28 protein-coding genes are annotated in these 24,954 nt (G+C 32.4%); 9 read left to right on the top strand and 19 right to left on the bottom strand.

Features of this window, described 5'->3' with window-relative positions:
• Positions 1-237 precede the first annotated feature (237 nt).
• Entirely contained in the window at positions 238-1,263 is a 1,026-nt protein-coding gene (locus tag ACQKP0_RS18430; protein WP_427407291.1) for a glycoside hydrolase family 15 protein, read from the bottom strand.
• A gap of 227 nt (positions 1,264-1,490) precedes the next feature.
• Between ACQKP0_RS18430 and ACQKP0_RS18425 the strand changes: the two genes are divergently transcribed.
• Positions 1,491-1,712 carry a YpzG family protein gene (locus tag ACQKP0_RS18425; protein ID WP_427407290.1) on the top strand — a complete coding sequence of 74 codons (222 nt, stop codon included), beginning with the start codon at positions 1,491-1,493 and terminating at the stop codon, positions 1,710-1,712.
• A 190-nt stretch (positions 1,713-1,902) separates the two neighbouring features.
• Positions 1,903-3,627 (top strand): transglutaminase domain-containing protein, encoded by a 1,725-nt coding sequence (locus tag ACQKP0_RS18420; RefSeq protein WP_427407289.1) that lies wholly within the window; start codon positions 1,903-1,905, stop codon positions 3,625-3,627.
• 258 nt (positions 3,628-3,885) lie between these two features.
• Here ACQKP0_RS18420 and ACQKP0_RS18415 read toward each other — a convergent pair whose 3' ends face one another.
• From ACQKP0_RS18415 to ACQKP0_RS18385, 7 genes are all read right to left on the bottom strand, one after another.
• Complete coding sequence (locus tag ACQKP0_RS18415) at positions 3,886-4,812, bottom strand: manganese-dependent inorganic pyrophosphatase (protein WP_427407288.1); 927 nt, start codon at positions 4,810-4,812, stop codon at positions 3,886-3,888.
• Positions 4,813-4,941: 129 nt separating this feature from the next.
• Positions 4,942-5,586: a spore coat protein gene (locus ACQKP0_RS18410; protein ID WP_427407287.1), complete on the bottom strand. Its 645-nt coding sequence runs from the start codon at positions 5,584-5,586 to the stop codon at positions 4,942-4,944.
• Between the two features lie 171 nt (positions 5,587-5,757).
• Positions 5,758-6,366 carry a DUF4304 domain-containing protein gene (locus ACQKP0_RS18405; protein WP_427407286.1) on the bottom strand — a complete coding sequence of 203 codons (609 nt, stop codon included), beginning with the start codon at positions 6,364-6,366 and terminating at the stop codon, positions 5,758-5,760.
• Positions 6,367-6,503: 137 nt separating this feature from the next.
• The gene (locus ACQKP0_RS18400) at positions 6,504-7,709 is read right to left on the bottom strand and encodes a hypothetical protein (protein ID WP_427407285.1); all 1,206 of its coding nucleotides are present in this window, start codon (positions 7,707-7,709) and stop codon (positions 6,504-6,506) included.
• Between the two features lie 9 nt (positions 7,710-7,718).
• Positions 7,719-8,549, bottom strand: a complete 831-nt coding sequence (locus ACQKP0_RS18395; RefSeq protein WP_427407284.1) for a hypothetical protein — start codon at positions 8,547-8,549, stop codon at positions 7,719-7,721.
• Complete coding sequence (locus ACQKP0_RS18390; protein ID WP_427407283.1) at positions 8,546-9,235, bottom strand: ABC transporter ATP-binding protein; 690 nt, start codon at positions 9,233-9,235, stop codon at positions 8,546-8,548. The genes ACQKP0_RS18395 and ACQKP0_RS18390 overlap by 4 nt, the downstream gene beginning before the upstream one ends.
• Positions 9,232-9,621: a GntR family transcriptional regulator gene (locus ACQKP0_RS18385; RefSeq protein WP_427407282.1), complete on the bottom strand. Its 390-nt coding sequence runs from the start codon at positions 9,619-9,621 to the stop codon at positions 9,232-9,234. Before ACQKP0_RS18385 ends, ACQKP0_RS18390 begins: the two co-directional genes overlap by 4 nt.
• 241 nt (positions 9,622-9,862) lie before the next feature.
• On the opposite strand from ACQKP0_RS18385, the gene msrA reads away from it, so the two are divergent.
• The 3 genes from msrA to ACQKP0_RS18370 all read left to right on the top strand — a co-directional run bounded on the left by msrA (position 9,863) and on the right by ACQKP0_RS18370 (position 12,673).
• On the top strand, positions 9,863-10,390 hold the full coding sequence (gene msrA / locus ACQKP0_RS18380) for a peptide-methionine (S)-S-oxide reductase MsrA (protein WP_427407281.1): 528 nt from the start codon (positions 9,863-9,865) through the stop codon (positions 10,388-10,390).
• Between the two features lie 194 nt (positions 10,391-10,584).
• Positions 10,585-11,685 carry a helix-turn-helix transcriptional regulator gene (locus ACQKP0_RS18375; protein WP_427407280.1) on the top strand — a complete coding sequence of 367 codons (1,101 nt, stop codon included), beginning with the start codon at positions 10,585-10,587 and terminating at the stop codon, positions 11,683-11,685.
• Between the two features lie 172 nt (positions 11,686-11,857).
• Positions 11,858-12,673 (top strand): AAA family ATPase, encoded by an 816-nt coding sequence (locus tag ACQKP0_RS18370; RefSeq protein WP_427407279.1) that lies wholly within the window; start codon positions 11,858-11,860, stop codon positions 12,671-12,673.
• A 270-nt stretch (positions 12,674-12,943) separates the two neighbouring features.
• Here the strand turns inward: ACQKP0_RS18370 and ACQKP0_RS18365 are convergent, their stop codons facing one another.
• Positions 12,944-13,144, bottom strand: coding sequence for a cold-shock protein (locus ACQKP0_RS18365; RefSeq protein WP_427407278.1), 201 nt, complete (start codon positions 13,142-13,144; stop codon positions 12,944-12,946).
• 416 nt (positions 13,145-13,560) lie between these two features.
• Here ACQKP0_RS18365 and ACQKP0_RS18360 point away from each other — a divergent pair, with 416 nt between their 5' ends.
• Positions 13,561-14,322: an AAA family ATPase gene (locus ACQKP0_RS18360; RefSeq protein ID WP_427407277.1), complete on the top strand. Its 762-nt coding sequence runs from the start codon at positions 13,561-13,563 to the stop codon at positions 14,320-14,322.
• A 70-nt stretch (positions 14,323-14,392) separates the two neighbouring features.
• Here ACQKP0_RS18360 and ACQKP0_RS18355 read toward each other — a convergent pair whose 3' ends face one another.
• On the bottom strand, positions 14,393-15,316 hold the full coding sequence (locus ACQKP0_RS18355) for a superoxide dismutase (protein WP_427407276.1): 924 nt from the start codon (positions 15,314-15,316) through the stop codon (positions 14,393-14,395).
• 120 nt (positions 15,317-15,436) lie between these two features.
• On the opposite strand from ACQKP0_RS18355, the gene ACQKP0_RS18350 reads away from it, so the two are divergent.
• Both ACQKP0_RS18350 and ACQKP0_RS18345 read left to right on the top strand, forming a co-directional pair.
• A complete protein-coding gene (locus tag ACQKP0_RS18350; RefSeq protein ID WP_427407275.1) occupies positions 15,437-16,234 on the top strand; it encodes an EcsC family protein in 798 nt (265 codons plus the stop codon).
• A 140-nt stretch (positions 16,235-16,374) separates the two neighbouring features.
• A complete protein-coding gene (locus ACQKP0_RS18345; RefSeq protein ID WP_427407274.1) occupies positions 16,375-17,340 on the top strand; it encodes a bile acid:sodium symporter family protein in 966 nt (321 codons plus the stop codon).
• Between the two features lie 310 nt (positions 17,341-17,650).
• On the opposite strand, the gene ACQKP0_RS18340 is transcribed toward ACQKP0_RS18345, so the two are convergent.
• The 9 genes from ACQKP0_RS18340 to ACQKP0_RS18300 form a co-directional block, all read right to left on the bottom strand.
• Entirely contained in the window at positions 17,651-18,490 is an 840-nt protein-coding gene (locus ACQKP0_RS18340) for a metal ABC transporter permease (protein ID WP_427407273.1), read from the bottom strand.
• Entirely contained in the window at positions 18,436-19,143 is a 708-nt protein-coding gene (locus ACQKP0_RS18335; protein WP_427407334.1) for a metal ABC transporter ATP-binding protein, read from the bottom strand. The genes ACQKP0_RS18340 and ACQKP0_RS18335 overlap by 55 nt, the downstream gene beginning before the upstream one ends.
• Positions 19,144-19,224: 81 nt before the next feature.
• Positions 19,225-20,151, bottom strand: a complete 927-nt coding sequence (locus ACQKP0_RS18330) for a metal ABC transporter substrate-binding protein (RefSeq protein ID WP_427407272.1) — start codon at positions 20,149-20,151, stop codon at positions 19,225-19,227.
• A 330-nt stretch (positions 20,152-20,481) separates the two neighbouring features.
• Positions 20,482-21,108, bottom strand: coding sequence for an NUDIX hydrolase (locus ACQKP0_RS18325; protein ID WP_427407271.1), 627 nt, complete (start codon positions 21,106-21,108; stop codon positions 20,482-20,484).
• A gap of 387 nt (positions 21,109-21,495) precedes the next feature.
• Positions 21,496-21,696, bottom strand: a complete 201-nt coding sequence (locus ACQKP0_RS18320; protein WP_427407270.1) for a YbxH family protein — start codon at positions 21,694-21,696, stop codon at positions 21,496-21,498.
• 84 nt (positions 21,697-21,780) lie between these two features.
• Complete coding sequence (locus ACQKP0_RS18315; protein WP_427407269.1) at positions 21,781-22,029, bottom strand: sigma-G-dependent sporulation-specific acid-soluble spore protein CsgA; 249 nt, start codon at positions 22,027-22,029, stop codon at positions 21,781-21,783.
• A 114-nt stretch (positions 22,030-22,143) separates the two neighbouring features.
• On the bottom strand, positions 22,144-23,112 hold the full coding sequence (locus tag ACQKP0_RS18310; protein ID WP_427407268.1) for a DMT family transporter: 969 nt from the start codon (positions 23,110-23,112) through the stop codon (positions 22,144-22,146).
• 102 nt (positions 23,113-23,214) lie between these two features.
• Positions 23,215-23,505, bottom strand: a complete 291-nt coding sequence (locus ACQKP0_RS18305; RefSeq protein WP_427407267.1) for a YxcD family protein — start codon at positions 23,503-23,505, stop codon at positions 23,215-23,217.
• A complete protein-coding gene (locus ACQKP0_RS18300; protein ID WP_427407266.1) occupies positions 23,505-23,939 on the bottom strand; it encodes a hypothetical protein in 435 nt (144 codons plus the stop codon). The genes ACQKP0_RS18305 and ACQKP0_RS18300 overlap by 1 nt, the downstream gene beginning before the upstream one ends.
• 240 nt (positions 23,940-24,179) lie before the next feature.
• Between ACQKP0_RS18300 and ACQKP0_RS18295 the strand changes: the two genes are divergently transcribed.
• On the top strand, positions 24,180-24,944 hold the full coding sequence (locus tag ACQKP0_RS18295; protein WP_427407265.1) for a DUF1836 domain-containing protein: 765 nt from the start codon (positions 24,180-24,182) through the stop codon (positions 24,942-24,944).
• Positions 24,945-24,954 lie beyond the last annotated feature (10 nt).

Below are 24,954 nucleotides of genomic sequence, written 5' to 3'. Positions count from 1 at the left end.
GAAAATTGTCTTGTTTTGTTATATTTCATCAATTTATCTTTGAAAGGGCTTACTATATTTTAAAAATGATTTTGTAAAACAATATTATTGTTTCTAATAAAACCCTGTATGGTATGTGTTCAGCTAGTTGTACTATGTAAAGAAATCGCTTCACACATACCAGGTGATTTTATTAGCAATAACCTTTAATAAAGCATTAAAAATAGGCCCTCACACATGAGAAGCCTATTTTTGATTTTAGGATACTTGTTTACCATGATAATCATTATTATTATGTTTCATTGATTCTAAAAATAAATAGGATAAAGCAACAGACCATGCTAGTGGAGTATTTCCATTCGGTTTATTTTTTCCTCCAATATATAATTCGGGGACTTCCCAATTATGCGGAACAATTCTTTGAGTTTTAGAGACGTATTCGGCTGCTTTTTCCATCATCCCAAGTTCCATATAGCACAATCCTAACCATGGAAATCCAAAACACCATTCCGCTTCTTTTCCCTCATTATAGTACATATCATTTTTATATCGGATGCATCCATATATTCTTTCATGATTATTTGAAACATCATCTACAATTTTTAATGCCATTTTACGATTAATAATTCGGTAAGGATAAACTAATGATAATAGTGCTAAATCTGTTTCCTTATGTTCACTTTCTCTTGGTAATAACTTTCTTAATGATTCTTCGCCATTCTGGATCAATTCGTTCTTAACATGAACTAACAATTGAACAGATTTGAGTCCTGCAACACATGCACCTACACTTGAAGCATGCAGCTCCATTGCTTCCTCCCACATGCCATTATCTTTTGCATTCCAATATTCGAGGCATTCAAGATAGTTCACTAATTTTTGTAATACTTGCAGATCTTTTTTGTCTCTAATCACTTTTTGATTATATTTATACCTCTCACCTACTCCCCATAAAAACGCCCCTATTGCATCATTTTGTGCATGGCCCCATTCCTGATCCATTTCTTTTAAATCTTGCGAATAACGTGAATGAATATATTCAAATAGTAAGGACGGCTTTTTTACTGTATGGATATCAATTTTCCACTCATAACTTTTAAACATATCAAATAAAGATTGTATGGCCTTGTCGAAACGATTGGATGGACAATATATAAAAGGCAAGACCGTATAAAAAACGTCTCTGATCCAAACAAAACGATAATCTGTTGACAAGCTAGCAGTGTAAGCACCATTTGGAAGTCTCATCTTATCAAGTACTTCGAGTGCTTTATTAGAATTCACTTTAGAACCTCCTTACGGTAACATTTTATTATTTTATTCTAAACAAAACATTTCATTATAAAACGTTTACATTATTATTCAATTGTGAGAATGGATTTATTTAAATTGCCATTATTAATCATTGTATGTAATGACTCGTTTTTTTGATAAGGCCGCTTTTGCAAGATCACTGAAAGGACATGCAATATTTTCACCTAGTCTCACGTATTTTTTTACTCTATTAACAAATGATAAAAGTGATATTCCCTTTGAATATCACTGTTTCAAAGTATGTATCCTACCTAAGAGGTGATTTGATGAGTTACAAAAACCATTTAGATCCGCAGTCTGAGCGTTTTCATCATACTTGGACGAGAAGGAAGCACACGAAATCTCAAGTAAATGGAGAAACTCAAGTAACACAAAACACCATTATCTTAAGAAGTAACGCGAAATCGCACTTTTGGTGAGGTATATACGAGAAATGGACAAGAAGGACGCCAGGTGTGCGTCCTTTTTGCGAGCTTATACGATTAAATAGTCTGATCCTTACATGAAATCAAAATTAGGTATTTCTACTCATATTTTTCCAAGTTATAAATATGTTATAACTAATAAGTATATGGTAATATCTGTATTAGCTTTCAGAGGAGGACTATAATGAAAATAAAACAGGTACTATTAGTTACAGCTCTCTCATCATTACTTATACTTCCCCTTTCTGCATGCAGCAATCATACAATATCAAAAACTAATAATAAACAGGATAATAAACAAGAAACCCAAGCTGACAAAGAAAAAACAAAGTATGATAAACTGGCGAATGAACAAAACAAAGAACTTGATTTGGAACCAATTGTACTAACTAGTTACAGTGAGAAAGTTGGTGCCGCATTATCAAAACCGACATATAAACTATTTGCAGTGAATGAGGAACTTTCCATTTCTGGAGATGTTGAAAAACATGAACTCCTAAAAGAGAATTATGCATGGGTAAAGGTAAGTTCACTTGATGTCATTGATTCAAATTCGGTACAAGAATACTATATTCCTATAGTTAATGGACATTTTGAAGAGAAGATTCATTTCTATAATGGAGATGGAAAGTATTCAGTAAGAGTAATGCTACCAGCCACTGATCGAGATAATTATTATTATGATCTTTCAACGTTCGAGGTAATTAATGTAAATCCTAAAAAACAAAGAGATTTAACCTATACTCCTTTTGCACAGGAAGCAAAGTTAGCCCTTAAAGACATTAGTTCCGGATTTATAACTGGAAATGAGTTAATCGACATTCATGGAAAAATTTCAAATACACCTGAAAATAAAAACATAATGATTGAAGTAAAGAAGGACATGGATAATTGGAAGCATGAAATACCTGTGAAAAATGGGGAATTTACTTATGAAGTACCTCTTTTTTACGGAAAAGGAATTCATCAAATAAATATATTAGTACCTGATAAAAATACTGAAAATCGTTATCAATATGGTACAACTATTTTTGTAGATAATCAGTCTAATAGAACAATGAAACCAATTGAATTTTTTCGTACCTACGAAGAAAGAGGCATTAAACTTGAAAACCCGCAATTTGGCGGCGACAAAACCAATCTAACGTATCATATTAAAGGAGAAATTGATCCTAACGCCTTATTAGCTAAAGAAACAACACATATATATGTGAAAACTAAAAAAGATAATGATGAGGCACTAGATATTATTCCTGTAAAGGATTTTGTGTTTGATGGATCTGTATACTTACGATTTGGACCTGGTACATATGAAGTTTCCGTAAATGTTCCTGAAATAAAAGAAGAAAATTCTAATTATTTCCGCTATTTTTCGGTAGCTGTATTTTCAGTTGACAATACTGCTACAGAGGATAAACGTGATTTACTTCCATCAAGAGGGATTCAATCTGATGATCCTAAAATTATTAGTCTAGCAAATAAAATAAATAGAAATAAAAAAAATGATCGTGAAAAAGCAATGGCTATATATGAATTTACTGCAAAAAATGTATCTTATGATGTGACTAAATTTAAAAAAAATGAATTCAAATGGGATGATAGTGCATTAAAAACATTAGATTTAAAAACAGGTGTTTGTCAAGATTATGCTTACCTCGCAGGTGCACTGTTACGAGCTAGTAATATTGAAGCCCGAGTTATTTCAGGTAAAGCTGGTACCGGAGTCTGGAAAGAGAACCATGCTTGGATTGAAGCGAAAATAGATGGCAAGTGGCTTACTATGGATCCAACTTGGGGTGCAGGATATTTACAAAATGACAAATTTATTGCTAAATATACAGATAAATATTTCAATCCAAATCCTACAGAATTTAACAAGACACATATTCGTGATAAAGTAGAATATTAAAAAATCGGTAAAGGAAATTATGTACGTTCCTTTACCGATTTTTTTCAAAAGGTAAGAAAATATTTAATTTTTAAATGGATGTAAGTTACTAAAAGTGTCTGCGTTGTCTAGCTCCAGCGCCTATCGACTAGCGTACTTCAGGACTTCTCCCTACGATAAGTCAACATCGATTCGCCTGCGGCTCATCGTGTTTCCTTTATCTCAGTCAAAGTCCCTCCAGTACGTACGTCGATGAGCAAGGCGCTTCCGCTTTTCTTTTTATTTTAAAGCATCTGTAAGTTGAGGTACTATTTGCTTTTTACGTGATACGACACCTTTTAATGTAGCTGTGTTATTTTCTAATTTTACATTGAATGCAGTTTCAACTGCACTTGTTGCTTTTCCTAGTGCAACAGCGATTGACTCACTTTTCAAAATGTCTGTTACAACAAATAGGAATAAATCTAAGTTCTTTTCTGAAATCTTGTTTGATAAAGCTGTTTCTAATTCTTCCTTACGTGATAAAACGTCATTTGTATCAATAGCATTCACTTGAGCAATTTCTACTTTATGATCTCCCATTTGGAATTCTTTTGCATCAAGAGATATTAATTGTTGGATAGTTTTATCACTTAAATTAGCACCAGCTTTCAACATAGCTAAACCATAACTATCTACATCCACTTCAGCAATTTCTGCTAATTCTTTAGCTGCTTTTACATCTTCCTCAGTGCAAGTAGGTGACTTGAACAATAGGGAATCAGAAATGATCGCTGATAGCATAAGTCCTGCTGTTTCTTTTGTAATAGAAACTCCATTTTCTTTATACATTTTATTTAAAATCGTTGCTGTACAGCCAACAGGTTCCGCACGATAATACAATGGATCACTAGTTTCAAAATTAGCAATACGGTGATGATCAATCACCTCTAGCACTTTTACTTGATCAATATCATCTGCACTTTGTTGGCGTTCATTATGATCAACTAAAATGACACCATTACCTTCACCTGCAACAGTTTGTACTAAACGCGGTGCATCTACTCCGAATTGTTCAAGAGCGTACTTTGTTTCTCCGTTTATTTCGCCTAAACGAACCGGCTCAACTTCCCAGCCTAATTTCATTTTTAGTTCTGCATATGCAATCGCAGAACAAATCGAATCAGTGTCAGGATTTTTATGTCCAAAAATTAATATTTTACCCATCATTCTTCTCCTTGTATTAAAAAATTTATTTCTATATGTAATAGATACCAACCTCTATTTTAACACAAATAAACACGACAAAACACCACTCAATTGAATGGTGTTTTGCTAATATAATATGAATATTTTTTAGTGAGTCATATTATTATTTGGCATTTGAGTTGGCGCTTGTGCAGGTGCATAGGCATTTAGCATTTGCTGCATATCCTGCTGAGAATATTGAGGTACTTGATAATAATGATGCTTGTTTTGATAAATAGAAAGTTCGTATGCCATTTCAATGTCATTTGGTACTGAATCAGCTAATACTCTTCGAACAACAGGATTTGTTGTTTCACATGCTGCCATCGTTTTCATTGATGCACAAGATTTAACTGCTCCAAGCATGAGTCCTGAAATACATTCATCTGTTATTTCTGATGCGGATTGCAATGGCTTTTTCGGCTGAGTTGGCGTCAATCCGTAGATAAAGTTGTTGTCCTGTTGCATATTATAGGTTTGAGTAGGTCTAGCAGGATCTTGTCCAGATTGAAAGCAATCTACAGTTGTATTGTATTCATTTTGCATAAATTGATATTGGCGATCGAGAATATTACGCAATTCCGGATCTTGTACATGATCACGAAGGAGTGTATACTGATTCATTGCTCCAATTGCACCAGATAATACTTCTCCCACATCCATGATCTCGTGACCACCATGGTTCATTTGTTGGGGAACACTGCCTGTTTGCATATTTTGATGTGTTTGACCTTGTCCTTGCTGATATTGCATTAACAATCCCTCCTGGTTTGAAATAATCTTTACGTTGTTATTATTTATTAAGAATCAGGAGTTATTCATAATAAAAACCATATAGAATTTTTTGAAATAATATTCTATATGGTTTCTTTCCGCTATTTAGCTGGTCAGTAACTTTCACCTTTTGTCTTTGACTAAATTTTTTCACTCACCAAATTTATTGGCTTCGACCTTAAATAAATGATTATATTTTTCATACTTATCCCATTGATTTAAGTGTTTAGCAAAAAATTTTGCTTTATAAAATTTATGGTATGAATTCATTTCTCCTTCAATTTTTTCAAAAGCACTTTCAATATTTGAATACTTTTTCAACCATGGCAAACCCGTTGTTATAAAAGAATTTCTAATATCATCTATTACATCTTCTATATTATTTCCATCAGAATTAAACCACCAAACATTTTCTTTCTCCCGATCGAATTGATGAACTTTAGTCTTAGCATCTAATTGACTAGATAATTCCATTTGTAATTGACAATCATAATATTTAGGAAATTTTTCATATCTATCTACTTCATCCCACTCAGGAGGAATAAAATCAAAATAAATACCTACGGTTGCATTTAAGGATTGTGCTGGCCAACCTGATAATTCGGAATAATATTTTCCTACATGATAAATATTAAATACCCAAATACAGTCATTATGTAACGTGTAATAATTCCTGCTATTAACACTCGTAAAACCAAATTCTTTTAATACTGGAGTTAGAATTCGTTTTATATGTTTGTCAATTTTATTCCGAACCATCAAATTGATCCCCCCCTATTAATTAATAGTTCCTACATTTTCAAAATATCTCCATATATTAGACGGATGACACCCATAAAAAGTTTCAGATAATTTCCAAAAAGCCACCATTATTTTTCCAATGATGGCTTTTTACGTTAATTGAAATCTATGTCATAAAGCCATATAGAGGATTTTTTCTTCGTCTCATTATCTTTTTGGTCATTCTCCACAATTTTACCTTTAAAAAGGGATTCACCTGTATCTATATCATAAACTAAGACATTAGCATTTTTTTTATTACCCTTATTAGATGTAATAATAAAGAGTTTTTCATTTTTGATTTTATATACTATATCTTCTATATCCATATTTTCTGTGTTTTGTATTTGTATTTTTATTTCACTTATTACTTTTTGACTCTCGAAATTATAGGATATTACTTTCAATCCACTTGTATTTCTGGAAACAATATATATGATATCTCCATTAAAAGACGAAATTTGATCAATATTTATTTTTTTCGGGAGTTTAATGATTTCTTTTTCAGAAGTTTCAGTGTTATAAGCAATAAGCTCACTTTTTACAACTTCCTCTTCTCCTTGATCAGTACTTTTAATTAAAGAATTATTAAATAAAACATATTTACTTGGAGCTGTTTCATCTATAACTGGAATCTTTTGAAATTGACTGTATGTATTTACATTCTCTATGTTGTAAGATTTAATGACTTCATCATTAACAAGCTTTTTATTAGAATAGTTAATGGTGTACACATGTAACTCGTTGTTTTCATTTTCATTATTTATATTTTGTTTTCGCATATTTTCTGTAATTACTTTCAATTGTTTTCCAACTCGCTGTACATCCTGAACAAATGCATAACGAAATTGATTTGAAAGAGGGATTTCAAAACTTGTTTTCTTTTTGTCTTTTTTATCTAGCATTGAAATTTCTAACTTAGTGTTACCATCCATACCATTCCAACTTGAATTAGTATCCGCATAAATCAGGATATCTTGATCCTCATAAAAAGAATCTAAACCCATCTTCCCTCGCATAAAATTTCGATATTGTTTTCTTAGCTGTTTAATCTTATTTGTTTCGTTATCTAGTTTATCTAGAAAAGATCTTTCGCTATTATAAACCGTACTTTTTAATGACAATTCAAAGTTATCATGATCCTGACCTAATTGATAATCTCCTGTAATAATGAGCGACTTAATTTCCTTTTCATTTCCACTTTCTCCTACTATTTTTAAATGTGGAAAGGGACTAGCTGAAACCGCTGAATAAATATAAAAGGTGCCGATGCTAAATACCACGACTGCTACAATAATGATTGAACTAATATAACGTTTCATATTGCCCTCCTAAACCGTTACCTTTTTCTTTAATAAATAACCACTTATATATAATGAACCTAAAAGCACGATGACACCCGTGATCAATAATAATACAAAAATTTCAATGGGATAAAGAAGATTTTTATGAAAAATCATCTCCACTAGATAGGGTGAAAAAAGTACTATTGCAGCGCCAATGGTATAAAGAATTCCAATAACGATACCTTTTAAGCGATAACTTCTCTCAAATAAGATCCCTGTAAAAATAACGAAGATCGCAATAAGCCCCGTACCATAATGAAGAAAAAATTCAAAAAAAGAACTGGGAATGATAAAATTAATATATTTAACGGAAAGTATCTCCCTCAATTCCAGATCATATCTCAATTCACTAGGAACAATCCCCTTTAATACGGCATTTTCTAATGGTAATATGATTAGTTGAAAAGCAATTAATCCAAGCACTAATAAAAATATCGTTATTGCTTTCGACAAGAAAAGATTTAGTCTTGAAGTTGGCAGCATTAATAATCTATAAATAAATGTGTTTTTGCCAAACCAATCACGATACCAAATAAGGAAGATATAAAAAGTAATGGCTACACTACAAATAGCAATAGGACCTAGAAACCATAAGGTGTTTATAATATGCGTGAAAGCCATATGACCGTAATCCTGCACGTATTGTGCAGCTGTCATTGATTGTTCATTCATCAATTGTTTTGCTTTATTCGTATAGATCATAGATTCTACAACTACACCAACAAATTGAAGCGTGAGTGTGATTCCTAATAATATCAAGAAAAACTTTCTAAAACGATTCATTTCAAAGTTTACTAGCTTTAAAAATTTGTTCATGGCTGGTACACCTCTCTCATAACATCGACAACTGATTTCCCTTCAGTAAGCCTTTTTTCCTCGGTATTAAATTCCTTTAAAACTGTTCCATTTTCCATTAAGACTACTTTATCAATTAGATGTTCAATATCATTAATCTCATGGGTTGTAATAATGACACCTCTGTCTTCAACAAGATGACTCGTGAAAACTTCTGCAATTTGCTCTCTACTGAAAATATCGATCCCTGAGAAAGGTTCATCCATTAAAACATAATCAACATCCAGGCACAGTCCTAATAATAAATTTACCTTTGCTACATTTCCTTTTGATAATTCAGATATACGGTTACTTTTATCTAATTTAAAAAAACTAAGTAGATCATTTGCTCGGTTTTGATTCCAACTTCGATAGAAGTCGTTCATAAAAACCATAGCATCATGAATGGTCATTTGCGGGAGAACAGTAATTGCATCAGGAATAAACGTTATTTTTTCATAACTATTTTTATTCAACTTTTCACCATCAATTAAAATACTTCCACTATTGATAGGTGTAAGGCCCAAAATGGCTTTCAAGGTAGTCGTTTTTCCCACACCATTAATTCCAATCAAACTGGTAATCTCGCCTTTTTTTGCCGTAAAGGATATACCATTTAACACCTTTTTACGGCCAAACTTTTTGGTTACATTTTGTACTTCAATCACTCGATTTCCTCCCTTTCTTTGCCGGTTGAATTATATTTCGCTTTTACTAGGTCCAGCAGCTCTTCAACTGGAACATTAATTGGTCGTATCGATTGAACGAAAGAATCAACTGCTTCCATGATTAATTCTGTTCGTACTTTACTTAGTATTGCATCATCATTAGTAATTCGACTTGGAAAATTTTTTTCTGTATGGATCAACCCTTGTTCCTCCATTTCTTTATAGGCTCTTTGCGCCGTATTCGGATTAATTTTCAACATCGAAGCAAGCTCCCTTCGTGACGGAATTTCTTGCCCGCCTTCTAGCATGCCAATTGCTATTTGTTCCTTAAAATATCGTACAACCTGTACGTATACAGGATCACGATTATTAAAGTTAATCTTCATAGAAACATCTCCAGTTTATTGTGTGTATTATATAGTTCATACACTAAGATTAGAAAGATGTATGTATTATTCGGTTCATACACTTTATAGGTGTATTATATGTTTAATACACACTAGTGTCAACCCTCATCAAAAAAATAAAAATAAGAAAGATAGTCTCTTTAATTGCTTTATATCATAAAAAAATGATATTATCCGAATATAATAAACTTTTTATGAAATTGGATTGTGGGGATGCTAAATGGAAAAACAATTAGAGAAGGCAACTTTTGCAGGCGGCTGCTTTTGGTGCATGGTAAAGCCATTTGATCAATGGGATGGAATTCACAAAGTGATTTCAGGCTATTCAGGAGGACATATAGAAAACCCAACCTATCAAGATGTAAAATCAGGTACTTCTGGACATTATGAAGTCGTACAGATCACATACGATCCAAATATATTTAGTTACAATGAGTTACTAAACATCTATTGGCAGCAAATTGATCCAACTGATGATGGCGGTCAGTTCCATGATCGCGGGGATTCATATCGCACTGTGATTTTCTACCATACTGAAGAGCAAAAAAAACTTGCTGAAGCTTCGAAACAAATACTAGGTGATAGTGGTAAGTTCAACAAACCAATTGTTACTAAAATATTACCGGCAGAGACATTCTACCCTGCTGAAGATTATCATCAAGACTATTATAAAAAAAATAAAAATGAGTATTTAGAGGACCGAAGAAAATCAGGTAGAGACGAATTTATTGAATTAAATTGGAAATAACCGAAAATGAATCAGGGGCAATCATGTCTCTGATTTTTATTTTTATATTACCATTCACAGTTTTTATAGTCTTTCTTTCATTTTCCAATAAATCTTAATTTTTATCATCAAGTCCATCTAAATAATGAATAAACACAACTTATATCAAAAATTTCATTTTCTCTTCGCTTATTATTGATGTAAGGGCTTAGGGGGTGAACGATATAATCCAGGAGATGATAGATTGGATTGAAGACCATCTTTTTGATGATTTTTCTTTAAAGAACTTAGGAAATGATATGGGGTATTCACCTTTTTACTGTTCTTTCAAGTTTCATCAAATGACAGGAATTAGTATAAAAAGATATTTAGCACTTAGAAAAATATATCTATCCTCTATCGAACTTGAAAAAACAAATCAAAAAATGATTGATCTTGCGATTAAATATGGGTATTCGTCTCAAGAAGCTTTTACAAGAGCTTTCAAACGTACATTCGGTATTAGTCCTAATACATTTAGAAAAAATCCGATGCCACTGCAATCCTTTGTGAAACTCAATATGACTGGTATAAAGGAGGGATATATTTTGGAAATTTCTCAGAAATTAAAAATCGAAACTTTACAAAGTAAAATCGCTGAACAGTTTGATCAAGATATATTGAATATTTTAAACGGACAGAAGATGTATGAAGAATTTTTTTCACAGCAGTTAATGGGACAAAGTGACTATGTTCCTTTTAATGAAGCCATGTGTTCCAATGATACCTGTTCTACAATATTTAGTGACGAATTTAATAAAATAAGAGCGTCAGGACATCAAGTATCTTTAAAGGAATATGAGAAAATTACTATTAACACTTTAAAACCACTGTTTGAAAAACAATATAAATGCATTGTTTTATGGTTTGGAGATGACATGTTTTGTCAGATGAATTTACTTACAGTACTAGCATATCTGGATCAAGTTGGGTATAAAGGAAAAGTATACTACCATATGGTAAAGGAAACGACTTATGATGTGGAAGAAATTGAAATACAACTAGATAGATATAAAGAAATTTATGAACAAGTTCTGATTCAACATCGTATTCCTAATGTTCAATTAATTCCAGTCATGTATCAGGGAATAAATCTTTATTTCGATTATTTAAAGGAAGATAACGAAATTACAGCTTATATTAAGAAAAATCTTGATAAGTCTCTAGATGACTTGCTGAATCATTTATTTCATCTTTTCCCACAATATGGTCTGGGAGATGTTCAATATATAAGAATCATAAAAACTATCATGGATAAAAGAAAATCGTCCGGATAAACCTGCTTATCTGTATTACCAAAGCGGAATGAGAAGTACTCATATTGTCTTAAATTGCACCGTATAGGATACAAGGAGCTACATCTACTGCAAGGCGACTTTAAGAAATGCACTGAATGTATTAAAGCAAAATAATGAAAACCGCATAATTCCTGCGGTTTTTTATAAAAAAATGATAGGTGATAAAAATATGTTTATTCAATCTATACAATTGAAGGAAATTGCTTCTAGACGTCATTATCCTTTTTCATTGCCGATCTTTGAGCAATTTCAATCCCTTTCTTTTATAAATCCTATTACTATTTTTATCGGTGAAAACGGTAGCGGAAAATCAACATTTCTGGAAGGAATCTCAGCGGCCAGTCAACTTCCAGCCGCAGGAGGTGTCGAAGTAAAGGATGATCCTGATTTTCTTTATGCCAAGGAATTAGCAGATTCTTTTTATATAAAATGGAAGATAAAGACAAGAACAGGCTTCTTTCTTAGAGCAGAGGATTTTATCTCATTCACAAAGAGAATCAAACAAATGAGAGTAGATGCGGAAAATGAATTGACTCAAATAGAAGAAAAATACAAAAATAAATCAGCGTATGCAAAATCCTTAGCATCCCTTCCACACGAACGAACACTCAATCAACTAAATCATCTCTATCAAAATGGTTTGGAAACAAGATCCCATGGGGAAAGCTTTTTAGATTTCTTTCAAGCACGCATTAAGCCAAATGGGCTTTATTTACTTGACGAGCCCGAAGCACCTTTATCTCCCATGCGACAACTTACATTAATAAGTATTATTCTTGAAGCAGTACAAAACGGTTCTCAATTTATTATAGTTACTCATTCTCCAATATTAATGGGGATTCCTAATGCAGACTTATATACTTTTGACTCTTCCCCACCGGCAAATATAGCCTTTGAAGAAACGGAGCATGTTATGGTTACAAAACAATTTTTAGAAGCCCCTCAGCGTTTTATTAAATATTTATAATATCTGAATCAATATGATTTACAGCACATTATTGAAATGATACAAAAAAAGACTAAATTTGAATTATCAACATTAAAGAATAAAAATAATGAAAAAATTTTTCATAAAAGAAAAATTTTTATAAGCTATTCCATCTTTCTATGTTATAATAAAAATACCATTTACTGTTACCTTTTTGTCCCTACTATAACTTTATAGTAGGGTTTTTAATTTCCTAAAAAACGTACAAAAAAACAGACCCATATAGAGTCTGTTTTTTCATTTTAGCAATTAAGCTTTTTGAACGTTAGCAGCTTGAGCTCCACGTTGACCTTGCTCAACGTCAAAAGTTACTTTTTGACCTTCTTCAAGTGTTTTGTAACCTTCGCCTTGGATCGCTGAGAAATGAACGAATACATCGTCTCCGCCTTCTACTTCGATGAAGCCGAAACCTTTTTCGCTGTTAAACCATTTTACTGTACCTTGTGCCATGTTAATTTCCTCCTAGTGTGTTATACACACAATGTATTACTATCCTTGCTCAAGTGATATTAGGCGATAAGTTAAACACTTTCTCTTCCTTACATACCGAACAAAAATAATTCATTCTTAGAATAACAGATATATTTTAAATAATCAAGGTTTTGGTAAAACATTTTTTTAAAATTTTCCAATGCTATTTCCCCACCTTTTTCAAAATTTTAAAGGAGTTAAACAAGAAATGGCGAAATATAACAAATAATGGCATTATAAATGGGAGGGCTAATGAAATTTCTATTGCACAAGAAATGGGCTTGCCTGAAATAAAATATTATGAAATGGAATTACGCGAAGCAATCTATCGAGGGACATTATTAAAAAAAGGTAAATAAATACAAATTATAAAGTACAAAAATGAGGTTTAACAAATGGACTTATTATCAAGTAACCAATATATTAAATTCATTGAGCTAAAGCGAAATGAGATTCCTTCATTCAATCATTTCCCTTTCAACCTGCCTGTCGTTAAGACACTAAATAAACTTTCCTTTCATCCAAAGGTAACCTATTTAGTCGGAGAAAACGGAATGGGGAAATCTACCCTATTGGAAGCCATTGCTGTTGCAACAGGCTTCAATCCGGAAGGAGGAACATTTAACTTTAATTTTTCTACCTATGACTCTCATTCTGAATTAGATAGATATATTAAGCTTGTAAAGGGAGTTAATAAACCTAAGGATGGATTTTTTCTCCGTGCTGAAACTTTTTACAATGTTGCTTCAAACATTGAGGAATTAGATAAAGAATTCGCATTTGGACCACCTATTATTGATTCATTTGGGGGTGTTTCATTACATAAGCAATCTCACGGAGAATCATTTTTCGCTACTTTTTTAAATCGATTTATTGGAAATGGTATATATATCCTTGATGAACCGGAAGCAGCACTTTCACCAATACGGCAATTATCAATGTTGTCTAGAATTGATGAATTAGTACATCAAAATTCACAATTCATTATCGCTACTCATTCACCAATTATTATGGCATACCCACATTCAAGGATTTTTGAATTTACTAATGATGGAATTTTTGAAACTTCTTTAGAGAATACGAAACATTATTCAATTATGAAACAATTTTTCACTGATAAGGAGCGTTTACTACATCATTTATTCAATCAAGAATAATCATGTGCTCACACTTTCTTCGACGATAAGTGTGAGCTACTTTTATACCATTTCTTAAAACATCCAAACCCTAATACGGATCCCACTTCAATTCTTTTGCTTTATTAAATCGTTTTTCCACATTTGACCAGTACACAATATTCCACCAATTATCTACATATTTATTTCGATCATTTTTATATTGTAAATAATAAGCATGCTCCCAAACATCCAAAACGAGAAGAGGGATCGTATCCCACTGGGTTAATAATTGATGCCTTTCAGATTGTAGTATTTCCAAATGATGCGCTCTTGGCGACCAAACTAAAATGGCCCACCCCACCCCTTCAACCTTTTTCGCTGCTTCCGAAAAATGCCTTTTGAATTTATCAAAGCTGCCAAAGTCTTTTTGTATTTGTTTTAACAATTCACCATGAGGCTGGCCCCCGCCCTTCGGATTCATCACATCCCAAAAGATAGTATGGAGGTAATGTCCAGAGCCGTGGAAAGCCGCCTCTCTCTCCCAATGCTTTATCAGATCATAGTTATTTCTATCCCTTGCTTCCTTCATCATTTTTTCCGCTTTATTTAATCCCTCTACATAGCTTTGATGATGTTTATCATGATGTAAAATCATAATTTCTTTACTAATATATGGCTCTAAAGCATCATAGGCATATGGTAAAGGTGGGAGCTTATGTTTGCCTATTGTTACTGCTCCCTGCTGTCTCTCCAGTTCATTCACTCGCGTCTGAATATAATCGTTAATATCTTGGACGGAGTATTGAATGGTAATCAATCCTGACTCTTCAATCTCTTGACGCTCCCTTTCCTCTCTAACTAATCCTTTCGTTTCATTGATTAATTGATGTATATCTTCTTTAGAATCATTGTTTAAATCGATAAGAAAATAAGAAATTTCATTCAGCCAAGAATCTACATCTGACAAATATTTTTTTGCATCTTCTTGATTCTCCATTTCTATCCTCCTCACATCACTCACTATCTGTATCATATTTTTTACCTCCTATACCTGTGACAAAAACCTATGTTTAGATATCAAGAATGTTTAGACCAAAATAGGAAATAATTATTCAAATCACTTATTTTTTAACTATAGAAAGCGAGAATGGATATGGAGACGAAAGAGGAATTGTTTATAGAACTACGTAAAATCGAAAAATGGGAAAAAAACATCAGTGGAATTTGGTTTTGGAAAAGAATAACCAAGATCCCCTTTAAAATTCTGGATCGAATAACACCAAAGTTTATTCACAATAAGATAGGTATTTTGTTAGATGAAATTGGAAGTTTTATTCAAAACGGAGGTAAGTATTTAACAAATGAAAAACATATATTTAAATTGTTACAAAAAGAAACAAGTGTTGAAATCAATCAACTTCAAGATTTGAATCAATTATCAATACATTCCATGAATCAAGCTTGTAATAGCATCATAGAACGAAGAACAAAAATAGCTACGCTTCAAGGAGCAACAACTGGAATAGGGGGACTTGTTACTTTAACCATCGATATCCCGGCACTTCTAGGATTATCATTAAAAACACTACAAGAAATAGCTATTATTTATGGATATAATCCAAATGAAAAATATGAAAGAATATTTATTTTCAAGTGCTTACAATTTTCTTCGACTGATGCCGCCGGAAAAAAAGCTATACTAAAAGAGCTATCATCCTTTAATCATAATAATGAGCGTTCATACGAAATGATGTCACAATTACAAGGATGGAGAGATATTGTCTATTCCTTCCGCGATCAATTCGGATGGAAAAAGCTATTACAAACGGTTCCTATTACTGGAATTATGTTTGGTGCATTTACAAATCGTTCAATGATACAAGATGTAGGAGAAGTAGGAAAAATGCTTTACAAAAAGAGGAGGATAATCGAAAGATTAAATCAAATTTAAATCACACATTTGAAGAAGGTTTTTTCAAACAGTCCTCCTTCATTTTTAAAGATATTTTCTTTATCCTTTTCAGATTATTAATATTTTATTGAAAAATCGACAAATTACATTATAATAATACTTTAAAGGAGGAAAGAAAATTGAAAACATTGGAACGTATCAGTAAATTTGCAGGGAATACCTTTGCGGTATGGGTAATTATATTCGCTATTTTAAGTTACTTTTTACCAAGCGGCTTCACTTGGATAGCGCCGCATATTAGTTTGTTATTAGGAATTATTATGTTTGGAATGGGATTAACGCTCTCTCTTAATGATTTTAAAGCCGTATTTAAAGCTCCAAAAAGTGTGCTTATTGGAGTCATCGGTCAATTTACCATCATGCCATTATTAGCATTTGGACTTGCTAATGCTTTCGGGCTCGACCCTGAAGTAGCGGTCGGTGTTATTTTAGTAGGATGTTGCCCTGGAGGAACAGCTTCAAATGTAATGACATTTTTAGCTAAAGGAAATACAGCATTATCTGTTGCAGTCACATCAATTTCCACTTTACTGGCACCAATCCTTACTCCGGCATTAACACTTTTATTTGCTAGTAAGTGGTTACCTGTATCTGCTGGAGATATGTTTATGTCTATTGTTAAAATTGTGCTTATACCGATTGTATTAGGAGTAATTGTGAAATTATTGTTTAATAAACAAGTGGAGAAAAGTGTCGCAGCTCTCCCATTAATCTCGGTTATTGGTATTGTTGCAGTCGCTTCAGCAGTAGTCGCAGCGAATTCCGAAAAACTTCTTCAAAACGGACTTCTTATTTTTGTAATCGTAGTTTTACATAATGGTCTAGGCCTATTAATAGGATTTCTCTTAGCAAAAATTTTAAAATTAGATTATAAAGACCAAAAAGCTATCTCTATTGAGGTCGGTATGCAAAACTCAGGGTTAGGTGCAGGTTTAGCAATCGCACATTTCTCACCACTTGCCGCAGTTCCAAGCGCGATATTTAGTGTGTGGCATAATATTTCTGGTCCACTTCTTGCAACCTGGTGGGGAAAAAAAGCCAATAAAAAAGATTCAGATAATCAAGGTCAAGATAAAGTAGCATAATAATAGGGATGTTCCACAATTACAATGGAACATCCCTATTTCATAAATATAGGCTGTTTTCGTAAAGTTTGTTGCTTTTTTAGTGATATTTTATTAACAATCTGAGTTGATTGTAGCGGAGGACACTTGGCTCCTGCGGGAAAAAGAGGGAAGTGGGAGACCCCACAGGCGGTAACGCCGAGGAGGCTCCCATCCCTCCCCGCGGAAAGCAAGTGTCTGGAGCGGAAATCAACGGACTAAGTTTATAGTCTAAAAGCAACAATTTATACGAAAAGAGCCTAAATATATCAACCACGAAAAAAATATGATTTTATCTTATTGAACGGCGTTTTATACTTCTTGTAAAATGCAATACCAATTTTTGAATGATAAAACCGATTAATAAAATAATAACTAATAATAACGTAATTGTTGCTCCTGGAGGTGTTCCTAATGAATAAGAAGAAATAAGCCCAGTAAAAATACTAAATAATGAGAGAATCATTGCCGTTGCAAATACCATTTTAAATCCTTTTGCTAACCTGATAGCGAAAGCAGCAGGTAATACTAATAACGCTGATACTAGAAGTACCCCAATAGTTGGAATAATCACAGAGATAGCTAAACCTGTAATCACACTGAATGATAAAGACAAAAGGTTTGTATTAATACCACTAGTAAATGCAGTATCTTCATCAAATGTCATTAAATATAATGGCCTTCTTAGAATAAAGAAATAAAGTAAAATGACAATGGTCACACCTAATAATGTATATACTTGTCCAGAACTTATTGTCACTATTGAACCAAATAGGAATTGATCTATGCTCGTTGTCATCCCTCCATCACTAATGCTCATTAAAAACAACGCAAAGGAAAGTCCAGCAGCCATTAATATTGCAATGGAAACTTCAGAATACGTATGATATGCTCTTCGCATATATTCAATCCCAACAGCTCCTATAATTACTACCAAAATACTTGATAAGGTAATATTTGAATGAAGAAAAAATCCAATAGCTACACCTGCTAATGAAATATGGGATAGTGTATCTGCCATCAGAGCTTGTCTTCTTAAAACTAGAAATACACCTAAAAGCGGCGCAATAATCCCTATTAATCCGCCAGCCCAAAACGCCCGTTGCATGAATTCAAGGTTAAACATTTCCATCCACCCTGCTCTCCTTTCTCTAAATGGATGATTTTATCAAGATAATTCTCTACCTCATCCTGATCATGGGTAACCATAACCACTGTTCGATTATGTTTTTTTACTTGGTGGCTCATAAATTCATAAAATCCTTTTCTACTTTCATGATCCATTCCAGTAGTTGGCTCATCTAAAACCATTAAATCCGGTTCAGAAGCTAATGTACGAGCGATGCAGATCTTTTGCTTTTGTCCACCTGATAAAGCTCCAATTTTATGATGTCTAAATTCCCACATTCCAACCATTTCTAAAGCATTTTTTACATTTATCTCGTCAATTTCATCAAGTTTTTTAAACCATTTTCCTTTCGGGTATCTTCCAGACCTAACTAACTCAATAACTGTACTTGGAAATCCAGCATTAAAGGAAGCAATTTGTTGAGGAACGTACCCAATCGTTAATCTTTTTCCTTCTGCATTTTTCTTACTAATTTTGACTTCACCCTCCCACGGCTTAAGCAGGCCGAGCATGATCTTAAGCATAGTGGATTTTGATGCTCCATTAGGACCGGTGATTCCAACGAATTCTCCACTGTTTAATTCAAATGACACTCCATTCAACGCAGGAACATGAGTGTAGCCAAAAACAATATTATCTAAAGAAGCCAATTTCAAACAGATCATTCCTTTCTGCACTACATAAAATAGCGTGCGTTAAATTTGTGACACACGCTATTTATAAAACTAGTTTTTTATTTATTCATCCAGTGATTTTTTTATTGCCTCGAGGTTTTGATGCATGATTGTTATATAATTAAGGCCTTGTTCTTGCTCATTTTTGCTTAATCCCTCCAATGTATGAAGTACTTCTGTTTTAGCACCAATTTCCGTTGCCAAAGTTTCGGCTACTTTTGGTGAAGTTAATTCTTCAAAAAAGATTGTCTTTACTTTATGTTTTAAAGCAAATTCTTTTAACTCCCCAAGCTTTGCGGGACTTGGTTCTTGTGATGGGGACAATCCTGCAATTGGCACTTGCTTTATCCCATATTCCTTTGTTAAATAACCAAATGCAGCATGCTGAGTAATTAGCTCTCTTCTTTTTACATTATTTAGTGCAGTACGATAATTATTATCAAGCTGTGCTAGTTTCGCTACATACTCATCACTATTTTTTTGATAATAAGTTTTATTTTTTGGATCTGCCTTAATTACAGCATTTGTAATTGTCTTTACTTCTTGCTGAGCTAATACAGGACTTAGCCAAACATGCGGATCCATTTCATGCTTATGGTGCTCAGTACCCTCCATTAAATCAATTCCACTGCTTGCTTCTACAAAAGAAAGATGATCTCTGTTTACACTTTTTTCGATAGATGGAACCCATGTCTCTAAATAGGTGCTATTATAGATCATCAAGTCTGCTTGTTGTATACTTCCTACATCTTTAGGAGAAGGCTCCCAGTCATGTGGTTCTATATTCGAAGGGACTAACAATTTAACATTTGCTTTATCTTGTACAATATTTTTAGTAAATTCATACATAGGATAGAATGTAGTTACAATTTCTAACTTTTTATTATTGTTTGTCTTGTTGCTATTCTTTTGTTCATTTGCACAACCACTAATTAATATAAAAATAGCAAATAAAACAAATACCGTAAGTAAATTATGTTTTTGAAACAACTTTTTTCCCCATTTCTACTATTTATATCGATAGATGAATCGATATTATTACGATTTAGAAAAAATAAAAATATTATTCTACTACACTATTAATAGAACATGAATTTAATTTCAAATTAAAACGTACACAAACTATAATCATAATAATTAAACTGAATAAATTAAAACAAAATCATTACGATTTATCTAACAAAAGAACAAAAAAATTATTACTATTTATTTTTGTCCTTCTTAATAATAATAATAATACGTAATCATTCTTATTTGCAAGTATTTTATTATATTACTGCTGATTTTTTCAGCTATTAATCTTTTATTATCAAAGACAATTTACATTTTAAGATTCTCTTTTTTTATTATTTCAATAAAGTTTTTTAATATATAGGCAGTCAATCCCCATATTGTATAATCCTTATAGTAATAGAAATATTCATCCATGTGACGGATTTGCCAATTATAATTTTCTCCACCGGTAATCGAGTGAAAAGGAAAATTCTTTTCAGGTTCTACCTTAAAATTAATTTTATAGCATTCTGGTTCTGTGTTTTTAAAAAACGAAAGTGGAACGGTAAATACTTTAGCAACCTCTGCTGGATTTGGCAAAATCCTTTCCTCATTCTTAATGATTCCAGCAAATGGATAAATCATCGTCCCAAAAGAATTCATCATATAATCCAATGGAAAAATATGAGTGATATCATTTTGTTGAATACCAAGTTCTTCAAACGTTTCTCGATAGGCAGTATATTTAGGATCTATATCTGATTTATCAATTTTCCCACCTGGAAAGCATATTTCTCCAGGCTGTCTTCTCATATGATAAGCACGAATTTCAAAAAGAATATGATAGTCTTCTTCTTTTTTTATTAGTGGAAGAAAAACTGCATATTTTTTGAATTTTTCTTCGTCAATAATAGATGGTGTTCGATTTGCGTATTTTTCAAATATATTCTCCATGCTCCATTACTCCTTCAATTCAATGAAACTTAAAATTCAATTACTAATATTTATTTGACAGTTTTTATATCTATGTCTTTTTACTTTTATATAATAGATATTAAAATATTTAATTCACTCTCTTAAAATCATGAACTAATTTTTCACAAATCTCATGTGACACAGGAAGATTTGCTTTTTTTTGCAATATCCCCTATCCCAATTACACCTATTTTCATTATTTTACACTTCATGAAAAACTTTAAAAGTTATAGCATAATCTAAACACTATTTTAGCAAAAAAAAGTTTCTTATAAAATGATTAGGGTAGACAATTTTATTGATCGTCTACCCTACTTAATATTCCACAAAATCTAAGTTTACATAATCAAATTATAGTAACTAAAACTATTTTCCATTTTTATTCATTTGAGCACAATAGTGATTAACTAATTCTTCAATTTGATTATGCTCTGGAAATTCACCAAAAAATTCAAACTTGATTTCTTCTACAAATTGTCCATCCTTATAAACGTGAATTGCTCCATCACGGTTAATCACACTAAATTCAGGTTCGAACACATAGCCATATCTTTCTATTGCACCCAAATTGAAACAACTCCTTGTATTTAGCGTAGAATTAAATAGGATCTTTTCTTAAACTTTGGTGTTTTTGAAGCGAAAAGTACCACATTATATTAGCAATTCATATACTTCATTTAGTTCCATGACACGTTTCTGATCCTGTTCCTCTTCAGCGTAGCGTATTTCATCTCTCAATATTTTATTTAAAAATGCAACCTCTTCTTCAGCTAAGTCACGAACGAATTCCTCTTCATTTTTATAATGGTTTGTCTGTAACTTTTTATATACTTCTTGACCAGTCGAGCGATTTAAATGATTGGATAAAGATTCTCTTAAGTATGCTAATGATGTGTCCAAAATAATCACCTCTATTTCTAAATGTATACCTCTTTCATATAAGTTGGTTTAAATAATAAAATTCATACATATTTTTAAAGAATAATTTTAGGAACACATCTTATTCAATTCTCGCTAAACGTTTACTTTTTTATTTATCACTACATCCTTAGAACGAGATACATAACTATGTAAGATCATTCCAATAATAACTAGAAAAATACCAAATAATGAAAGTATGGATGGTATTGCAGTGTGTAAAAATACAATTTCACCTATTAAGGCAAATAATAATTCCATTGATTGAGTCGCTTCAACTGCAGCAAGTTGTGATATATTATCTTTCACTAAGTCGGTAGCTTTGAAAAACAATACCGTCGCTATGACACCTGAAGATAAAGCAACAATTAAGGATTGAGTTGTTTGATTAATACTTGGAAAACCATCGGTCACAAGAGCATAACAAGACAAAATAATCCAAAAAGGTAAACTTGCAATCGTCATCCCAAGTACCCTCTGGAAGGCATCTAATCTTCCTTCACAAATTTGCATCATCTTTCGATTACCAAGAGGATAAGCAAATGAAGCAATAATAACAGGTATAACTACAAGCAAGGCATCTTTTAACGAGATTTGCTGCCCTTGATCTAATTGCATACAAAACACACCAAGTATAATAATTAACGACATGGATAAACCCTTTACAGGAATTTTCCCTCTTATTTTAATCGGTCCATCTGAAGTTTGAACGACCTCATTAAATAAAGGGACAAGTAAAGAGCCTGATATAATGGTAATTTGCCAAGTCCCTGCAATAAGCCACCCCGGTCCATAGGCAGAAGAAAAACATAATGGTGCATAAAACAAACCAAATCCAATAAAACTCCAAATCATCCATTGATACGGATGTTTTTTCATCTCTATAAACAGTGCCTTTAAATTTTTCCTCCAAATAACAATTGCCAATAAAAATGGAATCATAAAATAATATCGCAATGACGCACTCCAAAGCCAGTTCCCACCCGATAATTCCATGGAGCGGTTTAGGACAAAAGTAACCGCAAAAAAGAGTGATGCACATATACCTATAAAAATTGACCGCATCCCCTGCCCCCCTTACTCGAAAATAATAATTTATCAACTATATTAAAAGAATATTCTTAAACCACAAAAAAATCTAGAGGATTTTCCCTCTAGATTTTGCTATTAACTGACATATGCAATGATTCCTTCTTGTTCATCTAATTCCAATTCTAAACCTACTGCCATAGGGTCTAATCCATGTTCGGAATCAAGCCAATGACGGAGTGCCTCGATTAAATTTAACTCTGTTAACTTTTGTAAACGATCATTAATCTCTATCTCAGCTGAAAAGCCGCTTTCATCATCAAAAATTAATTCTACCGATACTTCTTCTGGCTGTACATAGTATTTATCGGCAACATAAATACAAACGGCATTAACTATATCTTGTTCAAAAATGGCTGTCTTCTCCATTATGAATTGTATCTTTCTGAATTATTGCGTTTAAAGAATTTAAAGATCCGCGCAATAATCATAATCACACCGATTATAATGATAACATTGACGAACCCAGCAAGAATCGATCCAAAAGCGCCTAGACCAAGTCCACCAAATAAGTTTCCAATTAATAATCCACCTAAACCTCCAAGAAGCATGCCTTTCATAAATCCACCTTTGTTACTGCTGTTCTTCGTAAAGGATTTATTGGTAGAATTAGTATGTGTATCTTGTTTAATTTTGTTATTATTCGTACTTTTGTTTGGTGAAAATTGATTCGAATGTGTCGGATTAAAAGATCTCTTTCCTGATCGGAAACCTTTTGCTGATGCATCATCAACAAAACCGAGACTAGAAACAGTGAAAATAAGTGTAAATACAGTTAAAAACATTAATAATTTTTTTCGCACTTGTAATTCTCCTTTTTTAATTTCAAGAGTAATTTACTCTCTCAAATTATTTTAGGTTCCTATGAACTTATTATATGAACTTATCTAATAAAAAGCAAGTATTTTCTATAACTCTTCTTTATATTAATATTTTCCTAGACCATAAATCTAATGAAATTATCTATAATAATGGGTTTGACATTTCTTTATGCTAATCATAATATAAGTTCATAAGAACTTTTGATACATGGGGTTGAAAAAATGCTCGCATTTCAATTAACTAGAAAAGAAATGGCTGAACTCTTATTATCACTTAAAGGATGGAATAATAAAAAGCCTATAAACATTTTACAAGATGCATGGGTCCGTTCGAACAATATAACCGTTCAAGAACAAAAACCTATGACTGAATTTATTACCACTATACTAGCCCCTATTTTTGAAAAAGTGATTAAATATGAAAAAGCGGATGTATCTTTTTCTTTAAATGAAATTGTTGCACTAGGTAATCAAATAGAAAATACTAATTTTTCAATAACAGCCGTTCAAAATTGGGTGAAAAGGGATATTAAAGATATGATTTCCTCACCGCAAAAAGGAAAAAAGTATTCATTAGAACAAACAGCCTTACTTTTCCTTGTTGAAGATTTAAAAACGGCTTTAGATTTTGATTCAATACGAAAGTTACTAAAACTAGTTGTGAATGACCCGGAAAATGAAAATGATGATTTAATTAATCCTGTTCACTTATATGCATGTTATTCCACCTTGTTTGATCAAATTAATCATAAGGATTATGATACGACTAAAAAAACTGTTAGTGACATTGAGAACATGATTGAAACAACTGCAAAACAAATGGTAGATGAATATGCTCATCTGGCAAACCATCAACGTGAAGCAATCAGAAATACGATTGTTATTGCAACCTTATCAGTGTATACCGCCTATTTTCAAATGTATGCTAGAAAATATTTATCGGCAACCTTATTTTTGCAAGACTTGGCTCAACCTAATAAACAATAAATAGAGCTCT

Source organism: Heyndrickxia sp. NPDC080065, assembly GCF_050281185.1.
In the GTDB taxonomy this organism is placed as follows: domain Bacteria; phylum Bacillota; class Bacilli; order Bacillales; family Bacillaceae_C; genus Heyndrickxia.
The sequence above is the reverse complement of the archived record's forward strand: the minus strand, read 5'-3'. Positions and strand labels throughout refer to the sequence as shown.